Origin of the sequence: Tistrella mobilis (assembly GCF_041468085.1) — a bacterium.
Classification (GTDB): domain Bacteria; phylum Pseudomonadota; class Alphaproteobacteria; order Tistrellales; family Tistrellaceae; genus Tistrella; species Tistrella mobilis_A.
Genome location: NZ_CP121017.1, coordinates 4,661,752 through 4,686,364 on the forward strand (window position 1 = coordinate 4,661,752; position 24,613 = coordinate 4,686,364).

At 70.2% G+C, this 24,613-nt stretch carries 19 protein-coding genes, 1 tRNA gene and 1 riboswitch; of the genes, 2 read left to right on the forward strand and 18 right to left on the reverse strand.

The genetic code is table 11. The features are described 5' to 3' along the window. Positions 1-24: 24 nt before the first annotated feature. Both P7L68_RS26640 and P7L68_RS26645 read right to left on the reverse strand, forming a co-directional pair. Complete coding sequence (locus tag P7L68_RS26640; protein WP_372006972.1) at positions 25-1,182, reverse strand: aspartate aminotransferase family protein; 1,158 nt, start codon at positions 1,180-1,182, stop codon at positions 25-27. Positions 1,183-1,235: 53 nt separating this feature from the next. Continuing rightward, a complete protein-coding gene (locus P7L68_RS26645) occupies positions 1,236-2,477 on the reverse strand; it encodes a benzoate/H(+) symporter BenE family transporter (RefSeq protein WP_372002830.1) in 1,242 nt (413 codons plus the stop codon). Positions 2,478-2,753: 276 nt separating this feature from the next. Between P7L68_RS26645 and P7L68_RS26650 the strand changes: the two genes are divergently transcribed. Continuing rightward, positions 2,754-4,217 carry a PLP-dependent aminotransferase family protein gene (locus P7L68_RS26650; RefSeq protein WP_372006975.1) on the forward strand — a complete coding sequence of 488 codons (1,464 nt, stop codon included), beginning with the start codon at positions 2,754-2,756 and terminating at the stop codon, positions 4,215-4,217. 295 nt (positions 4,218-4,512) lie between these two features. On the opposite strand, the gene P7L68_RS26655 is transcribed toward P7L68_RS26650, so the two are convergent. The 15 genes from P7L68_RS26655 to P7L68_RS26725 form a co-directional block, all read right to left on the reverse strand. Next, complete coding sequence (locus P7L68_RS26655; RefSeq protein WP_372002832.1) at positions 4,513-5,340, reverse strand: glycerophosphodiester phosphodiesterase family protein; 828 nt, start codon at positions 5,338-5,340, stop codon at positions 4,513-4,515. A gap of 4 nt (positions 5,341-5,344) precedes the next feature. Next, positions 5,345-8,098 carry a bifunctional acetate--CoA ligase family protein/GNAT family N-acetyltransferase gene (locus P7L68_RS26660; RefSeq protein WP_372002834.1) on the reverse strand — a complete coding sequence of 918 codons (2,754 nt, stop codon included), beginning with the start codon at positions 8,096-8,098 and terminating at the stop codon, positions 5,345-5,347. Positions 8,099-8,216: 118 nt separating this feature from the next. Continuing rightward, positions 8,217-9,089, reverse strand: coding sequence for a TIGR01459 family HAD-type hydrolase (locus P7L68_RS26665; RefSeq protein WP_372002835.1), 873 nt, complete (start codon positions 9,087-9,089; stop codon positions 8,217-8,219). 83 nt (positions 9,090-9,172) lie between these two features. Then, entirely contained in the window at positions 9,173-10,462 is a 1,290-nt protein-coding gene (locus P7L68_RS26670) for an EAL domain-containing protein (protein WP_372002837.1), read from the reverse strand. Then, positions 10,431-11,513, reverse strand: a complete 1,083-nt coding sequence (locus P7L68_RS26675) for a quinone-dependent dihydroorotate dehydrogenase (protein ID WP_372002839.1) — start codon at positions 11,511-11,513, stop codon at positions 10,431-10,433. Before P7L68_RS26675 ends, P7L68_RS26670 begins: the two co-directional genes overlap by 32 nt. Continuing rightward, complete coding sequence (locus tag P7L68_RS26680; RefSeq protein WP_372002841.1) at positions 11,510-11,911, reverse strand: DUF952 domain-containing protein; 402 nt, start codon at positions 11,909-11,911, stop codon at positions 11,510-11,512. Before P7L68_RS26680 ends, P7L68_RS26675 begins: the two co-directional genes overlap by 4 nt. 55 nt (positions 11,912-11,966) lie before the next feature. Next, the gene (argE, locus tag P7L68_RS26685) at positions 11,967-13,253 is read right to left on the reverse strand and encodes an acetylornithine deacetylase (RefSeq protein ID WP_372002843.1); all 1,287 of its coding nucleotides are present in this window, start codon (positions 13,251-13,253) and stop codon (positions 11,967-11,969) included. A gap of 145 nt (positions 13,254-13,398) precedes the next feature. After that, on the reverse strand, positions 13,399-14,850 hold the full coding sequence (locus tag P7L68_RS26690) for a TrkH family potassium uptake protein (RefSeq protein ID WP_372002845.1): 1,452 nt from the start codon (positions 14,848-14,850) through the stop codon (positions 13,399-13,401). 235 nt (positions 14,851-15,085) lie between these two features. Next, on the reverse strand, positions 15,086-15,721 hold the full coding sequence (folE, locus tag P7L68_RS26695; protein ID WP_372006976.1) for a GTP cyclohydrolase I FolE: 636 nt from the start codon (positions 15,719-15,721) through the stop codon (positions 15,086-15,088). A 364-nt stretch (positions 15,722-16,085) separates the two neighbouring features. After that, entirely contained in the window at positions 16,086-16,493 is a 408-nt protein-coding gene (gene apaG / locus P7L68_RS26700; protein WP_372002846.1) for a Co2+/Mg2+ efflux protein ApaG, read from the reverse strand. A 160-nt stretch (positions 16,494-16,653) separates the two neighbouring features. After that, positions 16,654-17,934 (reverse strand): O-succinylhomoserine sulfhydrylase, encoded by a 1,281-nt coding sequence (gene metZ / locus P7L68_RS26705; protein ID WP_372002848.1) that lies wholly within the window; start codon positions 17,932-17,934, stop codon positions 16,654-16,656. 56 nt (positions 17,935-17,990) lie between these two features. Next, positions 17,991-18,070, reverse strand: a riboswitch (SAM riboswitch). 69 nt (positions 18,071-18,139) lie between these two features. After that, entirely contained in the window at positions 18,140-18,790 is a 651-nt protein-coding gene (locus P7L68_RS26710) for an ATP-binding cassette domain-containing protein (protein WP_372002850.1), read from the reverse strand. After that, a complete protein-coding gene (locus P7L68_RS26715) occupies positions 18,787-20,487 on the reverse strand; it encodes an ABC transporter permease (RefSeq protein ID WP_372002852.1) in 1,701 nt (566 codons plus the stop codon). Before P7L68_RS26715 ends, P7L68_RS26710 begins: the two co-directional genes overlap by 4 nt. 7 nt (positions 20,488-20,494) lie before the next feature. Beyond that, on the reverse strand, positions 20,495-21,778 hold the full coding sequence (locus tag P7L68_RS26720) for an ABC transporter substrate-binding protein (RefSeq protein ID WP_372002854.1): 1,284 nt from the start codon (positions 21,776-21,778) through the stop codon (positions 20,495-20,497). Positions 21,779-21,861: 83 nt separating this feature from the next. Beyond that, positions 21,862-22,692: a hypothetical protein gene (locus P7L68_RS26725; protein WP_372002855.1), complete on the reverse strand. Its 831-nt coding sequence runs from the start codon at positions 22,690-22,692 to the stop codon at positions 21,862-21,864. A 156-nt stretch (positions 22,693-22,848) separates the two neighbouring features. Here P7L68_RS26725 and P7L68_RS26730 point away from each other — a divergent pair. After that, positions 22,849-22,923, forward strand: a tRNA-Gly gene (locus P7L68_RS26730). 114 nt (positions 22,924-23,037) lie between these two features. On the opposite strand, the gene P7L68_RS26735 is transcribed toward P7L68_RS26730, so the two are convergent. Further along, the gene (locus P7L68_RS26735; RefSeq protein WP_372002857.1) at positions 23,038-24,528 is read right to left on the reverse strand and encodes an NADP-dependent isocitrate dehydrogenase; all 1,491 of its coding nucleotides are present in this window, start codon (positions 24,526-24,528) and stop codon (positions 23,038-23,040) included. Positions 24,529-24,613 lie beyond the last annotated feature (85 nt).

Here is a 24,613-nt window from a genome sequence, read left to right on the forward strand (position 1 = left end):
CTCCCATCTGTCCGGGGGGCAGGGTCAGTCGACGGTGGCCAGCAGACGGGCCAGGCGGACGATCACCTCGTCGATCTCCGCCGCACCTGCGATCAGCGGTGGCAGCAGGCGGATGGTGGTGGCGCGGGTGACGGTGATCAGCAGCCGTTCCTCCAGCAGAGCCCGGCCGACCAGATGACCGCAGGGGCGATCCAGTTCGATACCGGCCATCAGGCCGATCCCGCGGATGGCAACCACCCGTGGATGGCCGGCAAGCGCCTGCTTCAATCCGGCAAGCAGCCGGTCTCCCAGCATCGCCGCCCGCTCGGGCAGCCGGTCGCGGGTCATGACGTCGATCACGGCACAGCCCACCCGGCAGGCCAGCGGGTTGCCGCCGAAGGTCGACGCGTGATGGCCGGGGGAGAACAGCGCCGCCGCGGGACCGCGTGCCAGGCAGGCGCCGATCGCAACACCGTTGCCCAGACCCTTGGCCAGCGTGATCACATCAGGGGTGATGCCGGCATGCTGGTATCCGAACCAGGTTCCCGTGCGCCCCATGCCGGTCTGGACCTCGTCGATCATCAGCAGCCAGCCGTGCCGGTCGGCAAGGGCGCGCAGCGCCCGCAGATAGGCGGCGGAGGCCGGGTGTACCCCGCCCTCCCCCTGCACCGGTTCCAGAAGCACCGCCACGATACCGGGCTGTTGGTCGGCGAGCCGGTGAACGGCGTCGATATCGTCATAGGGCACGCGCAGGAAGCCCGGCATCAGCGGTTCAAAGCCTCGCTGTACCGCCGGATTGCCGGTGGCCGCCAGGGTGGCGAGGGTGCGGCCATGGAAGGCCCCCTCCATCACCACCACCTGCGGCGCCGCCACCCGCATCGCGGCGGCATGCAGCCGGGCGAGTTTCAGCGCCGCCTCATTGGCCTCGGCGCCGGAATTGCAGAAAAAGGCCCGGCTCATCCCTGCAAGCGCACAGAGCCTGCGGCCCAGCTCTTCCTGCCAGGGGATGCGGAACAGGTTGGAGGTGTGCAGCAGTTGCGCCGCCTGATCGGCGATTGCCGCCGTGATCTCGGGATGGGCATGGCCCAGATTGGTGACGGCGACGCCCGAGATGGCGTCGAGATAGTCGACGCCCGCTTCGTCCTGAAGCTGCATGCCCCGGCCGCGCACGAAGGCCACGGGCAGACGGGCATAGGTCTGCATCAGACAGGCGGTCCCGGTGTCAGCGTCGGTCGCCGGATCGGTGCGGGGATGAATCACCGGGCCGCTCCTTCCTGCGAGGCCGGGGGCGTGATCGGCCGGGCAGCCGGGCCGCGGCCACGGCGGTCGAGCGCCAGATGGGCCAGAAGCCCGATCAGCAATCCCCAGAAGGCACCGCCGATGCCGAGCATGGTGATGTTGGCGGCGGCCGCCAGGAAAGTGATCAGCGCCGCCTCGCGGCCCGCCGGATCGGCAAGCGCCGAAGCCAGACTGCCGCCGATCGTGCCCAGCAGGGCAAGCCCGGCGAGGGTGGTGATGAAGGTTGCAGGCAGGGCCATGAAGACGGCCGCCAGGGTCACACCGAACACGCCGACCAGAATATAGGCCACCCCCGCCGCGATACCGGCGACCCAGCGTTTCGAGGGGTCTTCATGCGCCTCGGGGCCCGTGCAGATCGCCGCCGTGATCGCCGCCAGATTGAAGGCATGGGAGCCGAAGGGCGCCATCAGCAGCGAGCCGATCCCGGTGACGGTCACGATCGGGCTGGCGCTGGTCCGGTAGCCGTCATTGCGCAGCACCAGCATGCCCGGCATGTACTGCCCGGTCAGGGTGATCAGGAACAGCGGCAGGGCCACGGACAGCAGGGCGTTGAGCGAAAAGGCCGGCATGGTGAAGACGGGGGCTGCGACCGCAAGCTCCAGCCCCTCCAGATCCACCCGCCCCTGAACGAGCAGGAATCCGAGGCCAAGCACCAGAATGCCGACCACTGCATAGCGGGCAGTGAAGCGTTTGATCGTCACATAGGCCAGGATCAGCAGCCCGGCGAGCAGCGGGTCGATGCTCATGCCGCCGAAGGCGCCGATACCGAACTGGAGGAGGATGCCGGCGAGCAGACCGGCAGCCACCCCCGGCGGGATCAGCCGGATCACCCTGTCGAAACAGCCGGACAGGCCAAGCAGCACGAAGCCCGCCGCCGAGATCAGATAGGCGCCGACGGCCTCGGCATAGGGCGTGGTCTGCAGTGCCACCACCAGGAAGGCGGCGGCCGGGGTCGACCAGGCGGTGATGATCGGGGCCCGGAACCGCCAGCTGAGAATGAGCCCGGTGATGCCCACGCCGATCGAGACCGACCACACCCACGAGGCCGTCAGTGCCGGGTCGAGCCCGGCCACGCGGGCTGCCTGGAAGACCAGAATGAAGGTCCCGCCGTAATTGACGATGACCGAGACGAGACCGGCCACGACCGGATGGACGAGGTCGGCGGGGCCGATGGCGCGCGACTGAGCGGATGAGCGCATGGCGTCGGGGATCCTCCGTAACGACGGGACCGCCCGCTCGGGGGCGGCGCCTTCTCGTAGCGCGCCAATGGCGGGTTGAGCCCGGACACTTTCAGAGAGATGGCCAGACCACTTTGCCCGGGTGCCGCGAATGTGCATGCCGATGGCGCCGATCCCTGCGGCTGCATAGAATGTCCGGGTATCGCGCCATGCTTGCCGGCGCCCCTGTCAGTGAAGCCGCACGCCCTGAAAACCTTCGAACTCGACACGCTGAAGATCCGTCTGGCGGATGCCGACATGCAGCGCCTGGACCTGCATCAACGCATCCAGCGGGCGTTGAGCGGGTTGATCCTCGACGGCGCCCTGGCTCCCGGCATGAAGCTGCCGGCCAGCCGCCGGCTGGCGGCCTCGCTCGGCATCGCCCGCGACACGGTTGAGAATGCCTATGTCCAGCTGCATCGCGACGGCTTCATCATCCGGCGCGAAGGCTCGGGCAGCTATGTCTCGCCAACCCTTGGTGCCGATCTCGAAGGGGCTGCCCGCCGCCGGCTCCGCCGGCAGGCGCAGGCGCCACATGGCCCGGCCGGCGGAGCCGGGCTGAGCCGGCGCGGCCGGAGGGTCCTGGAAAGCGGCGGCGTGACCGACCAGCGCGCGGTCCGCCCGTTCGTGACCGGCCTGCCCGAGACCTGCACCTTCCCGACCGAGATCTGGGAACGCCTGCAACGCCGGGTGATCCGCGACCATCGCGACGGCATCCTGCTGCATGGCGACCCGCAGGGGGCCGCACCGCTGCGCGAGGCGATCGCCGCCTATCTCACCCTGGAGCGCGGCGCCGGGGTGGCGGCAGACCAGATCCTGGTGCTGAGCAGCACCCGCCAGGCGCTCTATCTCTGCGCCCAGCTTCTGGTCGATGCCGGCGGGCCGATCCTGATGGAGAATCCCGGCTATTTCGGCGCCCGCAAGGCCTTCGAGGCCGCCGAGGCGCGGATCGTGCCGATCCCGGTCGATGCCCGGGGCATCCGGGCCGACCTGGTCAGGGCCGATCAGAGCGGTGCGGCCTGCGTCTATGTCACGCCGTCACACCAGTATCCGACCGGCGCCACGCTGTCGCTGGACCGCCGGATCGACCTGATCGCCTGGGCCGCAGAGACCGGTGGCTGGATCATCGAAGACGATTACGACAGCGAGTTCCACTATGACGGTCTGCCGACCGCCTGCGTCCAGGGCCTCGACCGCGAGCGGCGGACGATCTATATCGGCACCTTCGCCAAGACGCTCTATCCCGGTCTGCGGCTCGGCTATATGGCCCTGCCCCCGACTCTGGTCGAGGCCTTCACCCGCGCCCGCAGCATCATCGACGGCCACACCCCGCAGCTGCAGCAGCTCACCCTCGCCCGCTTCATGGCCGACGGGCATTACAATGCCCATATCCGGGCCATGCGCAAACTCTATGCCGGCCGCCGGCAGGTGATGCTCGATGCCATCACCCGGCATCTGGACGGCATCGCCACCGCCACCCGCCCGGCCGGCGGCCTGCAGATCCCCTGTTTCCTGGAGCCCGGCTGGCCGGAAGCCGATACCATCGCCCGCGCCGCCGCAGCCGGGCTTGTGCTGCCGGGCCTCGGCCGCCTGCATATCGGCCCCGGCGCCCGCCCCGGCTGGCTGCTGGGCTACGCCTCCCTCGCCGCCCACGAGATCGAGGCCGCCATGCTCCGCCTGGGGGGCGTGTTGCGCCAGGGGCACAGCAACGGGGTGCCGTAAGGCATAAGGCTCTGTCGTCCCGCCCCCTGCCATGTTCTTATATCCGACAGGATCATATCCGCAGCGGCTCGACGCAGAGGCACCGCATGCCCTTTCCGGCACTGAACAAAGATGATGAGGCAGGCACCGCCACAACCCGGTCGCGCCGCACCCTGCTCCAGAAACTTCGCGTCGCAGCTTCAGCAAAAGCGACAGTGGGACCGACCGCGGCCCGCAGTCAGGATTTTCTGTACGATGAAGCGGGTCTCCCGCGGTCTGACGGAAACAACACCGCCTGACGGCAGCCCCCTGGTCCTCAACCTTTCCCCGACCACCGGTTCCGCAGCCGGCGCAGCCAGACCGGCAGAAGCGGGGTGGGCAGCGGGGCGCCCAGGATGCGGTCGGGGGCATCGACGATCGCGGCGGCGGCCCCGGCCCGGATCAGCCGGCGCAGGCGGCGGCGGCTGTCGGTGCCGTAGACCAGCACCAGCGGCGGATCGGCGCGGCTGCGCAATGTCCTGATCGCGCGCGGGCCGAAGCGGCGGCCGTTGACCACCACAAGATCCGCCAGATCGAGCACCTCGGCCAGGACGGCGACATCTCCCGGCCGGCGCAGCACGGGCCCCACCGGCAGGGTCGGCAACAGTCGGGCAGCCAGGCTCACCACCGCCGCCGAGGTCGAGGTCACCACCAGCCGGCCGGGGGGCAAAGGCGCGGCCTCGATCGCGCGCGCCACGGCGGTCACCAGCCCGAGCGCCGCTTCTTCCCCCGCCTCCGCCGGCGGCTTCAGTTCCAGATTGAGACCGAGCCCGACCCGGCCGGCCAGCGCCAGGGCGCGCGCCAGGCTCGGCGGCGGCTCAGCCACCGCCCCTGCCCCGAACCACAGGGCCGCATCCATCCGGGCAAGGTCTGCCGCCGCCACGGCCGCAAGCGGCCCGCGGCCACTGGTGGTGGCGTCGAGATCAGGATCATGCAGCAGCACCGGCGTGCCGCAGCCGGTCAGCCGCACATCCACTTCGGCCCAGTCGGTGCCGAGCATCGGCACGCCGGCCAGGGCCTGAAGCGTGTTCTCGGGTGCATGGGCGGCCCCGCCGCGATGGGCGATCAGCCGCCCGCGCGGCAGCAGGACCGGTCGGCGCGCCACCGGTTCAGCGCGATGCCGGCGGCGCGGGGCTCTCTGCGGTCTTGCGCAGGTCCAGCACCACTTCGACCACGTCGTCTTCCAGCGAATCGCGCACGGTGAAGCCCAGCGTCACCATCAGCTTGCGCATCGGCCGGTTGTCGCGCAGCACCTGCCCCACGATCCGGTGGATGCCGCGGGCCCGGCAATAGGCGATCACCTTGTTCATCAGCCGGATGCCGAGGCCGCGGCCCTTCAGGTCGGACCGCACCACCACCGCGAATTCGGCATCCACCGCATCCGGATCGAACACCACCCGCACCACGCCCACGGTCTCGGCGCCGGTCTCATCGGGCAACACGCCGGGCTTCACCGGCGGGATGTCGCCGCCGTCGAAGCGGGTGCGGGCGATGAAGGCCATCTCGCGGTCGTAATCGATCTGGGTGAAACGGGCCATTTCGGTGTGGCTGAATTCACGCACCACGCCGAAGAAGCGGTAGCGGATGTCCTCGGGCGTCAGATGCCGGACGAAATCCTGGTGGCCGGGCTCGTCTTCGGGGCGGATCGGGCGCAGCACCGCATGGCGGCCGTCGGCCATCGTCACCGTCTCCACCAGGTCCAGCGGATAGGGTCGGATGGCCAGCGGTCCACGGGCACCGCTGCCGGGGAAGACCTCGACATGGGCATCCAGCACCAGCACGCCCATGTCGTCGGCGATCAGCGGGTTGACGTCCAGGCCGCGCATCTCGGGCAGGTCGACCACCATCTGCGCCACGCGGATCAGAACGCCGGAAATCTCGTCCAGATCCGCTGCCGGCCGGTCGCGATAACCCAGCAGCAGTTTGTGCACCCGGGTGCGCATCATCAGCTCGCGCGCCAGCACGGTATTGAGCGGCGGCAGGGCCAGTTCCCGGTCGTCGACCAGTTCTTCGGCGGTACCGCCCTGGCCGAAGCTGATCACCGGCCCGAAGACGGGATCGTGGATCACCGCAATCCGCAGCTCATGCGCCCGGGGCCGGCGGATCATCCGCTGAACCAGGAAGCCGTCCAGCGGCGCGCCGGGCGCGCGGGTGCGCAGCCGCTCGGCCAGGCTGGCGGCGGCACCGCGCACCTCGTCGGCATTCTGCAGGTCGACCACCACACCACCCACCTCGCTCTTGTGGGTGATGCCGCTGGAGGCGACCTTCAGCACCGCCGGGAAGCCCAGCGCCGCGGCGGCTGCCACCGCCGCCTCGGCATCCGCCGCGAAACGGGTCTCGATGGTCGCGATGCCATAGGCGCCGAGGATCCGGCCGGCCTCGATCTCGGTCAGCCGGCTGCGGCCTTGGGCCCGCGCGCCGGCAATCACCGCCCGGGCGGCCGCGACATCCGGCGTGAAGGTCTCGGGCACCGAGGACGGCGTCTCCATCAGCATGTCCTGGATCCGGCGATAGCCGACCCGGTGCATGAAGCCGCGCACGGCGTGATGGGGGGTGTCATAGGTGGCGATGCCGGCCTCGTTCAGCACCCGGCGGGCCGGGGCCGCGCCCTGCCCGCCCAGCCAGCTGGTCAGGATCGGCCGGCGGGTACGCTCCGCCGCCTTGGTCACCACCCGGGCGACATCGGCGCCGTCGGCAACGCCGGTCGGCGCATGCAGCACCAGCACCGCATCGGCCCCTTTGTCCTCCAGCAGGATGTCCAGCGCCTCGGCATAACGCCCCGCATCGGAGTCGCCGCCGATATCGACCGGATTGCCGCCCGACCACACCCCCGGCAGCACGCCGTCCAGCTTCGCCACGGTTTCAGGCGACAGCTCCGCCAGGCTGCCGCCGGCGGCAACCAGGCTGTCGACCGCCATCACCCCCGGCCCGCCGCCATTGGACAGGATGGCCAGCCGGTCGCCCCGCGGCGGCTGCAGCCGGTGCAGGGTCTCGACCGCGTCGAACAGCTCGTCGATCTCGCCCACGCGCAGAATGCCGGCGCGGCGCAGCGCCGCCTCGTAGACCTCGTCCTCGCCGGTCGCGGCGCCGGAATGGGTAAAGGCCGCGCGGGCGCCTGCCGGTACCCGGCCGGATTTGATCGCCAGCACCGGCTTGTTGCGCGCCGCCGCCCGCGCCGCCGACAGGAAGCGGCGGGCGGAATCGATCGCTTCGACATAAAGCAGGATCGCGCGGGTGGCGGGGTCGCCGGCCAGATAGTCGATCACGTCGGCGAAACCGACATCGCGGCAGTCGCCCAGGCTGATCATGGCCGAAAAGCCGATGCCGTGGGCGACGGCATGGTCCATGACCGCGGTGCCGATCGCGCCCGACTGGGTCAGAAAGGCGATGCGCCCGCGCGGCACCCGGGCGGGCGCGAAGCTGGCGTTCAGCCCCACTTTCGGCACCACCAGCCCCAGCGTGTTGGGGCCGACCAGGCGCAGCCCCGTGGGTCGCGCCGCCTCCACCGCCGCCTGGGCGAGCGAGGCGCCGCCCGCGGTATAGGTCCGCCCCAGTCCGGCCCCGATCAGCACCGCGGCACGCACGCCGCGCTGGCCCGCCTGGCGGACCATCTCCGGCACCTGTTCGGGCGGGGTGCAGATCAGCGCCAGATCGGGCGTCACCGGCAGATCGGCAATGGTGCGATAGGCCAGCACGCCTTCGACCGAGTTGTAGCGCGGGTTGACGGGCATGATCGGGCCGGCGAAACCGCCATCCAGCAGGTTGCGCATCACCATGCGCCCCACACTGCCTGGCCGGGTGCTGGCGCCGATCACGGCCACCGCCTTGGGGTCGAAGATCGCGTCGAGATTTCGGATGGTCATGTGGGTGGCCGCTCCGGTCCGGTCGCCGCGGATGTGATGCACATCACCCTATATCAGGATGGCGTCGATCGCGAGACGGTGCGTCGTCGTGGCGCGGCAACCCCCGGCATCGGTCCCTTCAGCGCGTCCAGACGAAGGCCGGCAGCATCGCGGTGGGCATGAAGCCCTCTTCGGCACAGACCTGTTCCGCCCGTCCGGCGTCGGGCAGGTCGCCATGGGCCAGGCCCAGCTTTTCCGCCATGATGCCGCCGGCGATAAAATAGCCCGGAATGCCGAAACCGGTTGCCCCCTGAATATCGGTATGCGGGCCATCACCCACAGCCGCCACCCGCTCCCGCGGCAGGTCGAGGATCTCCAGGCAGCGCTCATAGACCGAGGCGTAGGGTTTGCCGAAAGAGATCACCCGGCCGCCGAGCTTCTCATAGGCCTCGGCCATCACGCCCGCACAGGGAAAGCGCGAGCCGTCGATGCGCACGATCACCATATCGGGATTGGCGCAGATCATCGGCAGACCGCGGGCTGCGGCGGCTTCCAGCGCCGGCATCAGCGGTTCCAGCCGCGGATCCTCGTCGTCGAAGCCGGTGTTGAGCACCAGATCGGCCGTGGCCGCATCGTGAACATCGGCGAAGGGCAGGCCGTCGAGCAGGCCGGCATCGCGCGGCGGGCCCAGATGCAGCACCCGCCGGCCGATCTCCCCCGCCGCCAGCATGGAGGCTGCGGCATCGCGCGCGGTCTCGCCCGACGACACCACGCCGTCATAGAGGCCGCGATCGACGCCGAAACGGTCCAGCTGCTCGATCACCCGCGAAGCCCGACGCGGAGCGTTGGTCAGGAACACGATCCGCCGGCCGGTCTCGCGCAGCCGGGTGAGGCAGTCGACGGCGCCGGGATAGAGCTGGCGGCCGTCATGGATCACGCCCCAGAGGTCGAGGATGAAACCGTCATGGGCGGGCGCGATGGCGGCGACGCCATCATATACGGTCATGGACATCGGAGGGGCGGATCCGTTCTCGGAGCGGGGAGGAAGGCAGCGGCGGCAGAGCGGGCTGACGGCAGGGAGGACAGGCGGCCGGATCAGCCGAGGCGCCGCGGTTCGCCGAACAGATAGCCCGCACCGTATTCGATGCCAAGGTCCAAGAGGTCGATCAGCCGCTGCTCGTCGTCGATATGGTCGACCACGACACGGATGCTGCGGGCACGCAGTTCGCGCAGCAGGTCGCGGAAGGCGGCAGCCCCATCGGGCGTACGGGCACCGGCCAGCGCCACGGCGGCCGGAATCTTCACATAGGCGAGCAGCCGGCCGCGGGCCAGGGTCTCCGTACTCATCCGCTTGGGATCGACCCCGTCGGCAAGGAAGCGGCACCCCAGCCGTGTCAGCCGCTGCAGGGCATTGATCTGCGGATCGCTCAACGCCATCCAGGTGGTGGCTGGGGCTGCGACGATCACCGAGGATGGTACGCCCGCATCTTCGGCCAGATAATCGGCCAGATCCTCGTGCACCAGCGGGTCGGCCAGGCCGTGGCCGGTGACATAGGCCACCACGGGCAGGTTCGGCTCCCCCGCCCTGGGTCGGCGGCCGACACGCAGGGCACGCAGCAACAAGTGGTTGTCGAGCCGCTGGGCCAGCCCCGGCACCCTGGCACGATCCTCCACCACATCCAGGCCGATCACCCGCCCGTCGGGGCCATGAACCACGGCACGGGCCTCGATCAGCGCCGGGCGCCGGCTGGGCAGGCGGACGATGGAAGTCACCATCACATCGATCGCCCCGGCGCCGACCGCGGCATCCAGCACCGCTTCGGGATCCAGCGGCGGCAATGGTGGCACAGGGCGTGTGTCGGCGGGGCCTGCCTGGGCCGAGGCCCGGGCCGTCGCGGTGGCACGGGCAGGCCCGGTTGCCGGTTCGCGCCGGTTGCGGGCCAGTTCAGGCAGCAGGCGTTGCAGGCTGCGCAGCTCGTCGACCAGATCGCCGGACTGTCCGCCGCTCTCGATCCGGGCGACCCGGTCCGACAGCGCGCGCAGGTCGATGGCCAGCTGCATCCGCTCCCGCTTTTCGACCGCCAGCCGGGAAAGCAGGGCGACGACCAGATGGGCAAGTGCCAGACCGCCCGCAGCCGCAGCCCAGACGATCAGCCGGAACAGCACACCTTCGGCGGGGATAAGGGCAGCCGGCAGCAGGCCGACGGCAGCATAACCCGCCATGTACAGCCGGTCGCGCCGGTCGAGGGCGAAGGGTTCTACCGGCGGCGGTACCGGCCGGCCGGTCACGTCGACGGCGTCGACATCCCCCAGGACGTCGTCCTCGACCAGGTCTTCGGGGGCGATCCGCGGTTCACGCCGCCCGGCCGACGATCTCCCCAACATCCCTCACCCCCTCGGCGGCAACCCGCCGGTTCAGGCCTTCGACGATCCGCCCGACCAGCCCCGGCCCCTCATAGACCAGCGCCGAATAGAGCTGGAGCAGGCCGGCGCCGGCCGCAAGCCGGTCCCAGGCATCGTCGGCGGTCTCGATCCCGCCGACGCCGATGATCGGCATGGTGCCATCCAGCGCCCGGAACACGTCGCGGGTCAGCGCCAGGGCCCGGGCCTTCAGCGGCCGCCCCGACAGACCGCCGGTCTGGCTGCGATGGGGGCTTTGCAGCGTGTCCGGCCGGGCGATGGTGGTGTTGGCGACCACCATGCCGTCGATCCCGGCATCGCGGGCGGCATCCACCGTGTCGGCCAGGCCGATCTCGTCCAGATCCGGTGCGATCTTGACCAGGATCGGCGGCCGCGCCGTGCCGGCGATCCCCTGGTCGCGCGCCGCCTTCAGCCCGCTGAGCAAGCCTGAGAGATGCGCCCGCCCCTGCAGGTCGCGCAGCCCCGGCGTGTTGGGCGACGAGACGTTGACCACCACCGCATCGACCAGCGGCCCCAGCTTCGCAAGGCCGGCGGTATAGTCGGCGAGGGCATCCTCGCTGGTCTTGTTCTTGCCCAGATTGGCAAAGACAGGGCCCGTCGACCGCCGCCGGGCGGCACGGGCGGCCAGCCTGCCGGCCACCACATCCAGCCCGTCATTGTTGAAGCCCATGCGGTTGATCACCGCCCGGTCCTCGGTCAGCCGGAATAGCCGCGGCCGGTCGTTGCCGGGCTGGGGCCTGGGGGTCACGCCGCCAATCTCGATGAAGGCGAAGCCATAGCCGAACAGCGGGTCGACGGCGACCGCGTTCTTGTCGTAGCCGGCCGCCAGACCCAGCGGATGCGCGAAATCCAGCCCCCAGAGCCGGCGGCGGAGCGCCGGCACCGGCCGGGCGGGATGCGGCGGCACCGCCAGTCGGGCAAGGCCGCTGGTCAGGCCGAACAGCGACAGGCCGTGGGCACGTTCCGGATCCAGGCGGTAGACGAGCGGCGCGAGCCGCCCCCAGGCGTCGCTCATGCGCCCGCTCCGGAGACCGCGGCATGGGCGGGGAAAACATGCAGCCCGTCGGGCCCCAGCGGCAGCGGATCGGTGCGCACCACGGCGACCGACGGCAGCGGCCCGTAGATATGCGGGAACAGCTGCCCCCCGCGTGACGGTTCCCAGCGCAGCAGCGCGCCCAGCCGGCGGACGTCGATCGTCACCAGCATCAGATCGTCACGGCCTTTCAGATGCAGACGGGCGGTTTCGGCCAGCTGATCGGCGGTGGAACAGTGGATGAAGCCGTCGGTCTCGCACAGCCGGCCGCCGCGATAGGCGCCCGGGGTGGCCGCCGCCCAGCGTGCCGCCTCGGCGAAATGGAAGATCCAGCCCCTGTCCTCGCCCGCCTGGGCGGGTCGGTCGGTGATGTCGGTCATCGGTCGTCTCCCGCCATGGTCTTTCCCCGTCGCATAGACCCGGCCATCCGGATCGTCATGCGATCCGCGCCGCAAGGCGCCTGTCCAGTCCGTCGACCAGCCAGCCATCCAGCTTGTCCAGGAAGGTGATGCACTGGTCCAGCTGCTCGCGGGCGACGAATTCGTCCGCCCGATGGGCCTGATCGATACTGCCCGGCCCGCAGACCACCACCGGCACGCCGGCACGCTGGAAGATGCCGGCCTCGGTGGCGAAAGCCACCACATGGGTACGGTTGCTGCCGGTCAGCGCCAGCGCCATGGCCTCGGCGGGGCTGTCTGCCTCGGGCGTCAGCGGCTCGACGTTCACGTCCACCACCGTGGTCACCCCGGCATCGTCCGAAACGGCTTTCAGCCGGGGCAGCACCTCTGCCTCGACCCGCGCATCCAGGCGGCGGACGATGTCGTCGATCGAATGACCGGGCATCAGCCGGGCAGACCAGTCCAGTTCGGCCTCGCGGGGGATGATGTTGACGGCAGTACCGCCCCGCACCATCACCGCGGTGACGGTGGTATAGGGGGGCTCGAACCCGCTGTCGGCCTGGGCGATGCCGGCATATTCGGCCTCCAGTTCCTCAAGAAAGCCGGTGATGCGGGCCGCGGCCGAAATCGCATTGGCGCCCAGATGCGGCTGCGAGCTGTGTGCCTCCACCCCGGTCACCCGGGTGCGGCACAGGCAGACGCCCTTATGGGCCGTCACCACCCGCATCGAGGTCGGCTCCCCCACCACCGCCAGCCGCGGCCGGGCGGCAAGGCCCCGGATGTGGCGGGCAAGGTCGGGGGCACCCATGCAGGCGACCTCTTCGTCATAGGTGAAGGCGAAATGCACCGGGTCCGTCAGCGGCAGGGCCGCCCAGTCGGGCAGCTTGGCCAGCACACAGGCGATGAAGCCCTTCATGTCGCAGGTGCCACGCCCAAGCATCAGCCCGCCACGCTCGGTCAGGCGGAACGGATCGGTCGTCCAGGGCTGTCCATCCACCGGCACCACGTCGGTATGGCCCGCCAGCATCACGCCGCCCCGGCCCTCAGGACCGATGGTCGCGAAGATATTGGCCTTGGTGCCGTCGGCCGACGGAATCCGCTCGTGCCGTACTCCATAGAGATCCAGCCAGCTCTCGACGAAGGCGATCAGCGGCAGGTTGCTGTAGCGACTGGTGGTGTCGAAGGCGATCAGCCGCGCCAGCAGCGCATCGCGCCGGGCGGCAGCGGTCGGCAGGGCGGCGATCAGCGCCGCGGCTTCGGCATCCGGTACCGCCGGGTCGGCCGCCGGGCCGATCCGGCCGGCGAGGTCAATCGAGGCGTCCATGGCAGACGGCGACCTTCAGGGAGGAGGGCTGACAGAGAAGGAAGCTGGCAGACGGAGAGAGCGGCCATCACGGCGACATGTGCAGCTGCGAAGACCACTCCGGTTTCTCAAACCGTAAACAGGTCCGGGCTTCGGCGCAACGCAGTCACCCCCGCCAGTAGGCGCGGGTGAACAGGACCAGCACGGTAAACAGCTCCAGGCGGCCGAGCAGCATGGCGAAGGCCAGCACCGTCAGCACCGGGTCGGTCATGGTGGCATAATTGCCGACCGGGCCGATGATCGGCCCGAGCCCGGGGCCGACATTGGCCAGCGCCTGGGAAACCGCGGTGGCGGCGGTGATGAAGTCCACCCCCAGCAGCGCCACCACGATCGACAGCACCACGAAGACCGCGAAGAAGACGGTGGTGAAGCTCAACACCGACAGCAGAATGGCTTCGGGCACCGGCCTGCGGTTGTAGGTGGGCACGATCACCGCATTCGGGTGGACCAGCTGGCGAAGGTGGCGGCGGGCGGCGGTCACCAGGATCACGAAGCGGAAGACCTTGATGCCGCCGGCGGTAGAGCCCGTGCAGCCGCCGACCAGGATCAGCCAGAAGAACACGGCGAAGGGGAAAGTGCCCCAGAGATTGTAATCGGCCGTGGCAAAACCGGTCGTGGTGATGACCGAAACGACGTTGAACAGCGACACGCGCAGCGCCTGCAGCGGCGCCATGTGTTCATGCAGCACCAGCCAGAGGCTGAGCGTCACCGTCCAGACCAGGATGGCGAGGAAGAACGCCCTCACCTGCGCATCCTTCCAGAGCGCATCGCGATCCTGGCCGAGCACGCGGATATAGAGCACGAAGGGCAGGGCACCGCCGATCATGAACACCACGATGATCATCTCGATCAGCGGGCTGTCGAAATGGCCGATCGAGGCATCGGAGGTGGAAAAACCGCCGGTCGATACCGTCGACATGGCGTGGACCAGCGCCTCGAAGCCGTTCATGCCGGCGGCCCAGAGCAGCGCCATGCAGGCCAGCGTCATCACCACATAGACCCGGCCGAAAGCCGCCGCCAGCTGGGCGGCCCGCGGCACGATCTTTTCGGAATTGTCCGAGCTTTCGGTCCGGAACAGCTGCATGCCGCCGATGCGGAGCATGGGCATGATCGCGACCGAGGTGACGATGATGCCGATGCCGCCCAGCCAGTGCAGCATGCCACGCCAGATCAGTACCCCGGGAGGCGCGGTGTCCAGCCCGGTCAACACCGTGGATCCGGTGGTGGTCAGGCCCGACATCGCCTCGAAGAACGCGCCGGCATAGGTGATATGGGGCGACGCGAACAGCAGCGGCAGCGCCGCGAAGGCCGCCACCGACAGCCATGAAAGGGTGGTGGTCAGGAAGGCGTGGCGCAGGCTGAGCGAGGTGGGATGCGCGGTGCGTGTGGTCAGCACCAGGCTGACGCCGGCGAAGATGGTCACCAGCGACGACACCACGAAGACCGACCAGTCGGGACTGGCCACCACTGCATCGAAGGCTGCCGGCACCAGCATGGTGGCGCCCAGCAGTGCCAGCAGCACGCCGATGATGAACAGCACCGGCTTGACGTCGATCACGGCCGCGGACCCCCGAGCAGTGCGGCGCCCCTGATCAGGCGCACGGAACCCAAGCCGCACCCCCGATCGGGCATGCGGCGCCGCCCGCGATGATCGGGGAAAGCGTCGCGGCTGTCCACGTCCGAGGTGACGCCGCGGTCAGGGAAGGCCCCATGAAAGACGACACCCCTGCCCATCCGTGAACAGGCAGGGGTGTCTCGACACCCGGGCGCGGGGTAATGCCCGCGACCTGTGGTCAAAACCCGGCCGGATTGCCGATCAGGGTCAGGAATTCGCGGCGCAGCGTCGGGTTGTGGCGGAACTCGCCCAGCATGCGGCTGGTCACCATGCTCACCCCCGGCTTGTGAACGCCGCGGGTGCTCATGCACTGGTGCTCAGCCTCGATCACCACGGCCACACCCTTGGGCTGCAGCACTTCCTCGATCGCATTGGCGACCTGCGAGGTCAGCTTCTCCTGGATCTGCAGGCGCTTCGAGAAGGCCTCGACCACGCGGGCGAGCTTGGAAATGCCCACCACGCGGCTGCGCGGCAGATAGGCCACATGGGCGACACCGATGATCGGCACCATATGATGCTCGCAATAGCTCTCGATCCGGATGCCGCGCAGGGCCACGACCTCGTCGTAGCCGTCGGTCTCTTCGAAGGTCCTTTGCAGGATCTCGACCGGATCCTGGCTGTAGCCCGCGAAGAATTCCTCGTAGGACCGCACCACACGGTCGGGCGTGGACAGCAGGCCTTCCCGGTCCGGGTCATCGCCCGCCCAGCGGATCAGGGTCCGCACGGCGGCTTCCGCCTCGGCGCGGCTGGGGCGGCCTCCGGAGGCATCGGCCTTGGCGGCATCGGGTGCGCCGAGCTCTGCCGGGCCTCCCATTTTCACGGCCACGACGTTTTCACGTGTCATCTGACGTGCAACTCCCAGGGTGCGGCCGACAGCTGCGCAGCGGGCCCACGCGAACGGCGGGGGACGGCGCATCGGGCTTCCGGCCGTGTGCGGATTCCGTTTCGTTTACGCAAGCCCGCAACCGATGGATCACCGGGGTGGAGAGCGTATCGCGACGGAGCCGCGATGGTGTGGACCGGTGAACCGCGATACGGCGGATCATCCTGCCCACGATCTGAGGCACATATCAACTATTGATTGCTGATCATGCGCTCGACATAACTCTGACTATAGGTCGCAGCGTTAGCACCTGCAAGCGCAGGCCATGCCGTACGACCGGGATCAGTTGTGAGGATCAGTTGATGGTATGGGCAGCGTGCGGGCTGTCGAGCGAGAAGGTCGGGATCTGGACCTCGAAGGTCTCACCGCCGGCGCTCTCCATCTGATAGCTGCCGCCCATGATGCCCGAGGGCGTGGTGAGCGGCGCGCCGCTGGTGTATTCGAAGCTCTCGCCCGGTGCCAGCACCGGCTGTTCGCCGACCACACCCGCACCGCGAACCTCCTGCAGCCGGCCCAGCCCGTCGATGATCCGCCAGTGGCGGGCGCGCAGCTGCACCGTCTCCTCGCCGTGGTTCTCGATCCGGATGCGATAGGCGAAGACGAACTGCCCGTCCTCGGGCGAGGACTGGTCGTCGACGTAGAACGGGCGCACCGCCACCATGATCGAGCGGGTGGTCGCGCTGTATTCGTGGTCCGCCGCCATGGGTCCTACCTGCTGCAACGTGGATCGACGGGCCCGGAAGAGGCCCGGACAGGGAATATCGCGACCCATGCAACCGATTTCCAGGGCAGAGCGCAAGCGGTGATGCCCGACCGGTGTCGGGACGGCATGTCCGGACACCGGTTTCCGGGGCGTCGGAACCTCAGGCGGCGTCCAGTGCCGCCGCCAGATCGGCCGCCAGATCCTCGACATCCTCAAGCCCGACCGACACCCGGACCAGGCCGTCGCCGATGCCGACCGCCGCCCGCACCTCGGCCGGCAGCCGCTGATGGGTGGTCGTGGCGGGATGGGTCGCCAGCGTCTTGGCATCGCCCAGATTGTTGGAGATGTCGGCAATCTCCAGCCGGTTCAGGAAGCGGAACGCCGCCTCCTTGCCGCCCTTGAAATCGAATGCCAGCAGCGTGCCGCCGCCCGACATCTGCTTACGGGCCAGATCATGGCCGGGATGGGAGGCAAGCCCCGGATAAACCAGCCGGGTGAGGGCGGGATGGCCTTCGAAACGGCGGGCGAGGGTGGTGGCGCTGCGGGTCTGTTCCCGCACCCTGAGCGGCAGCGTCTCCAGCCCCTTCAGCAGCACCCAGGCATTGAAGGCGCTGAGGGTCGGGCCGGTATGACGCAGGAAGTCGCGCAATGCCCCGTCGCAGAACGCCTCGCTGGCCAGGATCGCCCCGCCCAGCACCCGGCCCTGGCCGTCGATATGCTTCGTTGCGGAATAGACCACCACATCGGCGCCCAGCGCCATCGGCTTCTGCAGGATCGGGGTTGCAAAGACGTTGTCGACCACCAGCTTCGCGCCATGGGCATGGGCGATTTCGGCCACCGCTGCCAGATCGATCAGTTCCAGCTGCGGGTTGGACGGCGTCTCCAGGAAGAACAGCTTCGTCTCGGGGCGCACGGCCGCCGCCCAGGCGTCGAGATCGGCGCCGCGCACGAAGCTGGTGGTGATGCCGAAGCGCGGCAGCAGTTCGGCCAGGATGTACTGGCAGGATCCGAACAGCGCCTCGGCCGCCACGATGTGGTCGCCGGCACGGAGCTGACAGATCAGCGCATTCCAGACCGCCGACATGCCCGAGGCGGTTGCCCGGCAGGCTTCGGCGCCCTCCAGCGCCGCCAGGCGGGTCTCGAAGGTGCGCACCGTCGGGTTGCCGTAGCGGCTGTAGACGAAGCCCGGCTCCTCGCCGCGGAACCGCGCCTCGGCGCGGGCGGCGTCGTCATAGACATAGCCCGAATTCAGGAACAGCGCCTCGGCGGTTTCGCCATGGGGGCTGCGGTCCAGCCCGGCACGTACCGCCAGTGTCGCAAGCCCGCGTGTCGCAAGCCCGCGCTCTGCCGCGGCTTCCGTTCCGGCCGCTGCAGCAGTGGCCTTCCACAATCCGTCGCCACAGTCGGCGTCGACATCCGTCCGGTCTTCGGTATCCCGCATGGTCTTCGGCCCATAAAAAAACCCGGCCTCTGGCCGGGTCTGCGCGTGAAGGGTTCGGTGCGCGGCCCCCGACCTTTTAGCGGCGTGATTAACGTGGTCCGCAAGCCGGCCGGCCCAAATCCCCACGATCGTCGCCAGGCCCTGCCCCGGCGACGCGACAGGCACGATACGCCCGCCCGCCACGGGGGGTCAAGTGCCGATCATGTCAGGAGAATTCCCCATCCGGCGGATGGAGATGCAGGATCGGCCCGCCCGCCTCGGCGGCCTCGTCGGGATCATGGGTCACGATCAGCGCCGGCACGCCACGCCTCCGCAGGCGGTCGAAGACCAGCGCCCTCAGGCGTGCGGCCAGCGGCCGGTCCAGCCGGGCAAAGGGTTCGTCCATCAGAACCACCTGCGGTTCAGCCGCCAGCATGCGCATCAGCGCCACGCGCGCCCGCTGCCCGCCCGACAGGGTCGCCGGATGCCGCCCGCCCAGCCCGTCCAGCCCGGCCTCGGCCAGTGCCGCGGCGATCCGGTCCCGCCGCGTCGTCCGATCGAGCCCGGCGGGCAGGCCGAAACCGATATTGGCGGCCACCGTCAGATGCGGGAACAGCAGGTCGTCCTGCATCATCAACCCCACCCGGCGCCGCTCGGGCGGCAGGTCGTCGATCGGCCGGCCATTCAGCCGGATACGGCCGCGCATGGTCACCACCGGGTCGGCGATGCCGGCGATCACCGCCAGCAGGGTCGACTTTCCGATCCCCGACGGCCCCAGCACCGCCGCGATCACCCCGGGCGGCACGCCCAGATTCAGCGGCCCGATCAGCCGGTGCCCGCCAATGGCCACCGCCACCTCTTCCAGCTCCAGGCTCATCGGCACCGCCTTCGGCCGGCCGGGTCGGGGATCAGGCTCGCCAGCAGAAAGCCAGCGGCCGGCAGCATCGCCAGCAGCAGGGCCGCGGCCGCCGCCGCCCGGCGGTCCAGCCCGGCTGCCGTCGCCACCGCCTCCGTCGCCAGCAGCGGGATCCGGCCGCCACCGATCATCACCGCGGGCAGATACTGCGCCACCCCGGCCGAAAAACCGATCGCCGCCGCAACCGCCAGCGGCCGTACGGTCAGCGGCAGCATCACCGCCGTCCAGGCGCCGAAGCCACTGCGGCCCAGGCTGCGCGCCAGCCGGCGCGGCCGCTGATCGGTGCGCCGATAGCTTTCCCGAAGCGCCAGGAAGACATAGGGGAACACGGTCGCCAGGTGGCACCAGACCAGCGCAAGTCCTGTACCGTCCAGGCCAAGGCGCAATACCGGGCCCTGCAAGCCCGCCAGAAAGGCGGCTGGCGGCAGCAGCAGCGGCAGATAGATCGGCCCTTCGCCGACGGCACGGGCCGGGGAACGGGCCTGGCTTTCCAGCAGCAGCAGGGCGAGCGGCACCGCAATCAGCACGGGCAGCAGGGCGTAAAGTGCACTCGCCCGGGCCGCAGGCGCCAGATCGGCCGCCATGCCCGTCAGGCGCGCCATCGACCAGCCGGCGGGCAGCGGATCGGGAAAGCGCCAGACCGCGGCCCCGGCCCAGAAGACCAGCGTCACCACGGCCAGCACCGCCATCGCCAGCACCAGCAGCCCCAGCCCGGCGGCAAGGCGGGAGGCAAAGGGCGCCAGTGGCCGGCGGGGGCGGACGGTCAGCCGATCCGCCCCGCCACGCCGCACCAGCCGTTCTGCGGCCAGCCCGGACAGGATCAGCGCAACCGCCAGGACCAGCTGAAGCAGGGCGGCCGCGGCACCGGCCGCCGCGCGGGCCGGATCGGGATCGAACAGCAGCGACAGGCTGCGCACCGCCAGCACCGGTGGCAGGCTGGGACCCAGCACCAGCGCCATGTCGACCGTGCCCAGCCCATAGACTGCCACCGCCGCGACCGGCAGGCGCAGCAGCGGCCAGATCTGCGGCGCCACCACCCGCCACCAGGCGCTGGCGGCCGGCCAGCCCAGACTGCGGGCGCGATCGAGTGCGGCGCGCGCGCCCACCCGTTGCTGCGCCGCGATGGTCAGCGCCAGCAGGAAGGGCATCTCTTTCACCACCAGCCCGGCGATCAGCGACAGCCCCCAACTGTCACCGGGCAGCGGCAGATCGGGCGGCAGCGCCCGCCCGTCGGCCGCGGTATAGATCCATCCGCCCGCCAGGCGGAACAGCAGCCCGGTGGGCGCGATCAGGAAGGCGAGCCCGACCGCCACGGCCGCATGGGGGGCCGCCACCAGGACGAGGGCAAGACGTTCGGTCGCCCGCGCCCGTACCGGGCGCGCCGCAACCAGGGCCGCGATCGCCCCGGCCAGCGCTGCCGAGATGACCGTCGCCGCCACCGCCACCAGAACCGACAGCAGGATCGAGCGTCCGATGCCGGGTTCGGCCGCCAGCAGCCGCCAGGCGGAAAGCGGGGCCGTGGCAACGGCTCCGGCCAGCCCGCCCGCCAGCGGCGGCGCCAGCACCGCAGCCGCGATCCAGGGGGCAAGGGCCAGCAGCCGCGACCGCCCGGGCGGCGCCGCAGGCCGCCAGTCTCCGGCGCCCGGCAGCCCGGTCACGCCCGGCTCAACCGGCGAGATAGCGCCGCGACCATTCGGCCTCCAGCCAGTCGGTCCAGCTGGGATGCGGCTCGGGGATGGCCGGGCCCAGCTCCTCTTCGCTCGGCCAGGCGGGGCCCAGATCGATGTCGCGGAACACCGCCCGATCCTCTTCCGACAGCCGCCCGGCCGAGAGCACGGTCATGTCGCCCCAGATCAGCGGATCCAGCTTCGCGGCCTGGATCTCGGGCGAAATCAGCATGTTGGCGAAGACCATCGCACCCGCCTTCGCATCGGCATTGGCGGGAATGGCGACGAAATGGGCATTGGCGATGCTGCCGCCCGACCAGCCGATCACCCGGGTGGATGCCGGCATCAGCCCCGATGCGATCGCCGAGGCCGCCTGGCCCGGATGGAAGGCAAAGCCCAGATCCACCGCACCATCGGCCTGCATCCGCTCCAGCGCCGGGCCATTGGGCGGGAAGGCCCGGCCTTCGCGCCACATCGCCGGCCGGATCCGGTCGAGCCAGGCCCAGAGCGGCGCGGTCAGGTCCGGCGCCCTGGCCGGATCCACCGGGCGCATCAGGGCCGGGCGCTTGTCCTTGGGCAGCAGCATGATCAGCATCTGCTTCAGGAAGGCACTGCCGATGAAATCCGGCGGCGCCGGATAGGTGAAGCGGCCGGGATGGGCCTCGATCCAGTCGGCGAGGGCGGCGGGGCTGCGCGGCGGGTCGGGCGTCACCGCCCGGTCGTAGACCAGGCCGAACTGCGACAGCCCCCAGGGCACCTCGTAGCCGTCGACCGGCAATGACCCGTCGCGGGCAAGTGCCGGATTGGCCCCCAGGTCGATGAAGCGGGCATCGGGCAGCCGGTCGAGCATCGGCCCCCAGAGCAGATCCGCCGTGCGCAGCGCCGCGAAATTCTCGCCGTTGATCCAGATGAGGTCGACCGAGCCGCCTTCGGTCTTCCGCCCCGCCGCCGCCTCGGCCTTGATCCGCGCCACCGCCTCGGCGGTATCGGCGAGCTTCACCTGTTCGACGATGACGGCGCAGCAGCCTTCGGCCTCGGCCGCCACGCGCTCGATGAATTCGTTGATCTTCGGGTCGCCGCCCCAGGCATTGAAGCGCACGGTCTGGCCGCGGGCCTCGTCCAGCACCGCCTGCCAGTCGGTCTGCGCCCGCAGCTGTGCCCCCTGCGGCTTCGGGGCCGGCTGCGGCGCCGTGGCCGTGCTCCCGGCCGCCTGGGCCGATGCCCCCCAGCTCAGTGCTGCCGCCAGGGCCATCCGTCCTGCGATCCGCATCCACAGCGTCATCCCTCGGCATCCTCTTCCAGGCTGTCGGTTGTCTCAAGCATATGCCGGATCATCCACGGCGGTACAAATCACGTGCGCGTGTCTCACCCGGCCGGCGGGGCGCAGGTCATGGTCGAGACGTGATGGACCATAGGCGTGCGCTCAGCACCATCCACGGCATCGATGGCAAGATCCAGCTGCTGGCGCAGCGGCAAGCCCGTCGCGGTGTCGTAGGTCTCTTCCATCACATAATCCGACGACAGATAGCCCGAGCGCACGATCCCGGGCGCCCCCTCGGTCATCTGATGCGACACGGTGCGGATCATCACCGCCGGGCGGCCGTCGATCTCCATGCCGCCCGCCACCACCCGGCTGCGTTCGGCGGCCTCGGGCCGGCGGACATAGACGCTTTGCGCCGGATCGGCCACCAGCGCCTGCCGGAACAGGGCGATCAGCGGCGGATCGGGCGGCACCGGCAGGGCGTCGCCCTGGTCGAGCGGCCGGCCATAGACGCCGGCCCCGCCCAGAAAGCCCAGATAGCCCGACAGCAGATAGGCCGGGCGGAGCCCCGGCTCCGCATCCCCGCCATCATCCATCCGCACGACCACCCGGCCCTCGGCCGGCACCATCCGTGCGCCCACCGCGGCATTGCGGAAGGCGGCGGCCAGCCGCACCGCGCCGTCCTCCAGGGGGTGATAGGCAACACCCACCGGGCCGTCACTGCGGCTGTCCCGCGCGCCGATCCGCGGATCCAGCGTCGCCTGCATCTCCAGGCGGCAGTCGAGCTCGGTCTCGGCCGCAGGCCCCGTCAGCATCACCGAACCGTTCAGCGGCTGCACCGGCTCTGTGGCCAGGAAGGTCCGGGGCCCGCTGCCGGCACAGGCCGAAAGCGCCAGCAGGGCCAGACCGGCAAGGCTGGGGCGGATCTGCGGCATCGGGGGACCTCCTGCATCATCTGTCATCCAGCTCCTGCCCCATACAGGCCCGGAACCGCCGGAAGGTCAACCACAGGGAAAGCGTTGATCCTGCGCCCGGGGCCGCATCTGCGGCCTTGATCGCGGCGGGGCGCCCGGCTATCTTGCCTGCACCGCGCGGGCGTAGTTCAGCGGTAGAACGTCAGCTTCCCAAGCTGAATGTCGTCGGTTCGATCCCGATCGCCCGCTCCAGTTTCAGAAAAACACCCCGCCAGGGCAGCCCTGGCGGGGTGTTTTCGTCTGCGGCGGTTGAGGCCGTACAGGACGTCGCGGTGCAGGGGGCGGCGCCCCCTGCACGGATACGGATCAGGCCTCGCCCTGGTCGCGGCTGAAGCCGTCGGCGCCATCGGTCACCAGCAGCTTCTCCACATGCATCCAGCGATGGCGCGCGCCCACCTTGCCGATCAGGGCAAGGGCCGCGGCATCGTCGAAGCCGGCTGCGGCATCGGCGCGGCGGACGAAGCGGGCCCGCCAGTGGGGGGTGAGTTCGGTGCGCGATGCGGCCCCTGGCCAGATCGCGGTGCCGCGGTTGGACAGGTGCTTCAGCCGGAAGGGCGAGCCTTCGGCCAGGGCCGTGATCTCGGCACCCAGTTCTGCGGGGGCGGCGTTCTCCACCTCGAAGAACAGATCGAAGCCGACATCCTCACGCGTGGTGACGGTAATGCGGTCGGGCAGGGCGGGGGCGGGGGCTGCCTCGATCCCGGCCGGTGCCGCGGCCTCGGGCAGGGCGGCCGGGTCGATCCGCTCCAGATTGGCGGCCACCGCCTCGGCGAAGGCCATGGTCGATGCCGCCTCGACCTTGCCGCGGGCCAGATCGCCCGTCAGCACCCGGCCCTCCGACAGGGTCAGTGCCAGCGCCGCCTCGATCCGCGCCGCCGCCCGGGCCTCGCCCAGATGGCGCAGCAGCATCAGGCCGGCCTGCAGGAAGGCGGTGGGGTTGGCGAGGCCGCGCCCGGCGATGTCGGGGGCCGAGCCGTGGACCGCCTCGAACATCGCCGCATGGTCGCCGACATTGGCGCTGGCGGCGAGGCCCAGCCCGCCGACCAGGCCGGCAGCCAGATCCGAGAGGATGTCGCCGTTCATGTTGGTCATGACCGCGACGTCGATCTGTTCCGGCGCCACCACCAGCTTGTGGGCGCAGGCATCGACGATCATATGGTCGGTGGTGATGTCGGGATAGCCGGCGCCCACCGCCTCGACCGTGCGCTTGAACAGGCCCTCGGTCAGCTTCAGGATGTTCGCCTTGTGCACAGCGGTCACGCGGCTGCGGCCCTCGCGCCGGGCCAGTTCATAGGCTGCGCGCGCGATCTTGGCAGAGCCGCGCCGGGTGATCAGCTTCAGCGCCTGGGCGGTGTCCGGCGTCTGCATGTGCTCGATGCCGGCATAGAGGTCTTCCACATTCTCGCGCACGATCACCATGTCGATGCCGCGGCCCGAGAACGGGGTGGTGATGCCGGCCAGTTCCTTCACCGGCCGGATATTGGCGTACATCTCGAACAGCTTGCGCAGCGTCACATTGGCGCTTTTGCCGCCATGGCCGACCGGGGTTTCCAGCGGCGCCTTCAGCACCAGACGGGCGCGTTCGATCGCATCCACCGTCTCGGCCGGCACGCCGGTCGCGACACCGGCCGCGAAGGCACGGCCACCGGCGACTGCCGGTGTCCATCTCACCGGGGCGGCCGCCGCCTCGAAGATCAGCCGCACGGCTGCGGCAATCTCGGGTCCGATCCCGTCGCCTTCGATCAGCACCACGTCGTGGGTGACGGGCTTGACGGGCTCAGTGGTCGTGGACGGCATGTTCCGGCTCTCCTCGATACGGGGCGCGCATCACCGCGGCATCCCCCCGACACCGTTTCGGCCGCGCGCCCGCGCGGCATTTGGG

What these genes read in the sequence shown, in the direction of transcription:
- P7L68_RS26735 (WP_372002857.1), bottom strand. Translation starts at nt 24,528, where the DNA reads ATGCCGTCCACGACCACTGAGCCCGTCAAGCCCGTCACCCACGACGTG.
- P7L68_RS26640 (WP_372006972.1), bottom strand. Translation starts at nt 1,182, where the DNA reads ATGCAGACCTATGCCCGTCTGCCCGTGGCCTTCGTGCGCGGCCGGGGC.
- P7L68_RS26675 (WP_372002839.1), bottom strand. Translation starts at nt 11,513, where the DNA reads ATGAGCGACGCCTGGGGGCGGCTCGCGCCGCTCGTCTACCGCCTGGAT.
- P7L68_RS26665 (WP_372002835.1), bottom strand. Translation starts at nt 9,089, where the DNA reads ATGTCCATGACCGTATATGATGGCGTCGCCGCCATCGCGCCCGCCCAT.
- folE (WP_372006976.1), bottom strand. Translation starts at nt 15,721, where the DNA reads ATGGGAGGCCCGGCAGAGCTCGGCGCACCCGATGCCGCCAAGGCCGAT.
- P7L68_RS26720 (WP_372002854.1), bottom strand. Translation starts at nt 21,778, where the DNA reads ATGACGCTGTGGATGCGGATCGCAGGACGGATGGCCCTGGCGGCAGCA.
- P7L68_RS26645 (WP_372002830.1), bottom strand. Translation starts at nt 2,477, where the DNA reads ATGCGCTCATCCGCTCAGTCGCGCGCCATCGGCCCCGCCGACCTCGTC.
- apaG (WP_372002846.1), bottom strand. Translation starts at nt 16,493, where the DNA reads ATGGCGGCGGACCACGAATACAGCGCGACCACCCGCTCGATCATGGTG.
- metZ (WP_372002848.1), bottom strand. Translation starts at nt 17,934, where the DNA reads ATGCGGGATACCGAAGACCGGACGGATGTCGACGCCGACTGTGGCGAC.
- P7L68_RS26660 (WP_372002834.1), bottom strand. Translation starts at nt 8,098, where the DNA reads ATGACCATCCGAAATCTCGACGCGATCTTCGACCCCAAGGCGGTGGCC.
- P7L68_RS26680 (WP_372002841.1), bottom strand. Translation starts at nt 11,911, where the DNA reads ATGACCGACATCACCGACCGACCCGCCCAGGCGGGCGAGGACAGGGGC.
- P7L68_RS26650 (WP_372006975.1), top strand. Translation starts at nt 2,754, where the DNA reads ATGCAGCGCCTGGACCTGCATCAACGCATCCAGCGGGCGTTGAGCGGG.
- P7L68_RS26725 (WP_372002855.1), bottom strand. Translation starts at nt 22,692, where the DNA reads ATGCCGCAGATCCGCCCCAGCCTTGCCGGTCTGGCCCTGCTGGCGCTT.
- P7L68_RS26710 (WP_372002850.1), bottom strand. Translation starts at nt 18,790, where the DNA reads ATGAGCCTGGAGCTGGAAGAGGTGGCGGTGGCCATTGGCGGGCACCGG.
- argE (WP_372002843.1), bottom strand. Translation starts at nt 13,253, where the DNA reads ATGGACGCCTCGATTGACCTCGCCGGCCGGATCGGCCCGGCGGCCGAC.
- P7L68_RS26670 (WP_372002837.1), bottom strand. Translation starts at nt 10,462, where the DNA reads ATGTTGGGGAGATCGTCGGCCGGGCGGCGTGAACCGCGGATCGCCCCC.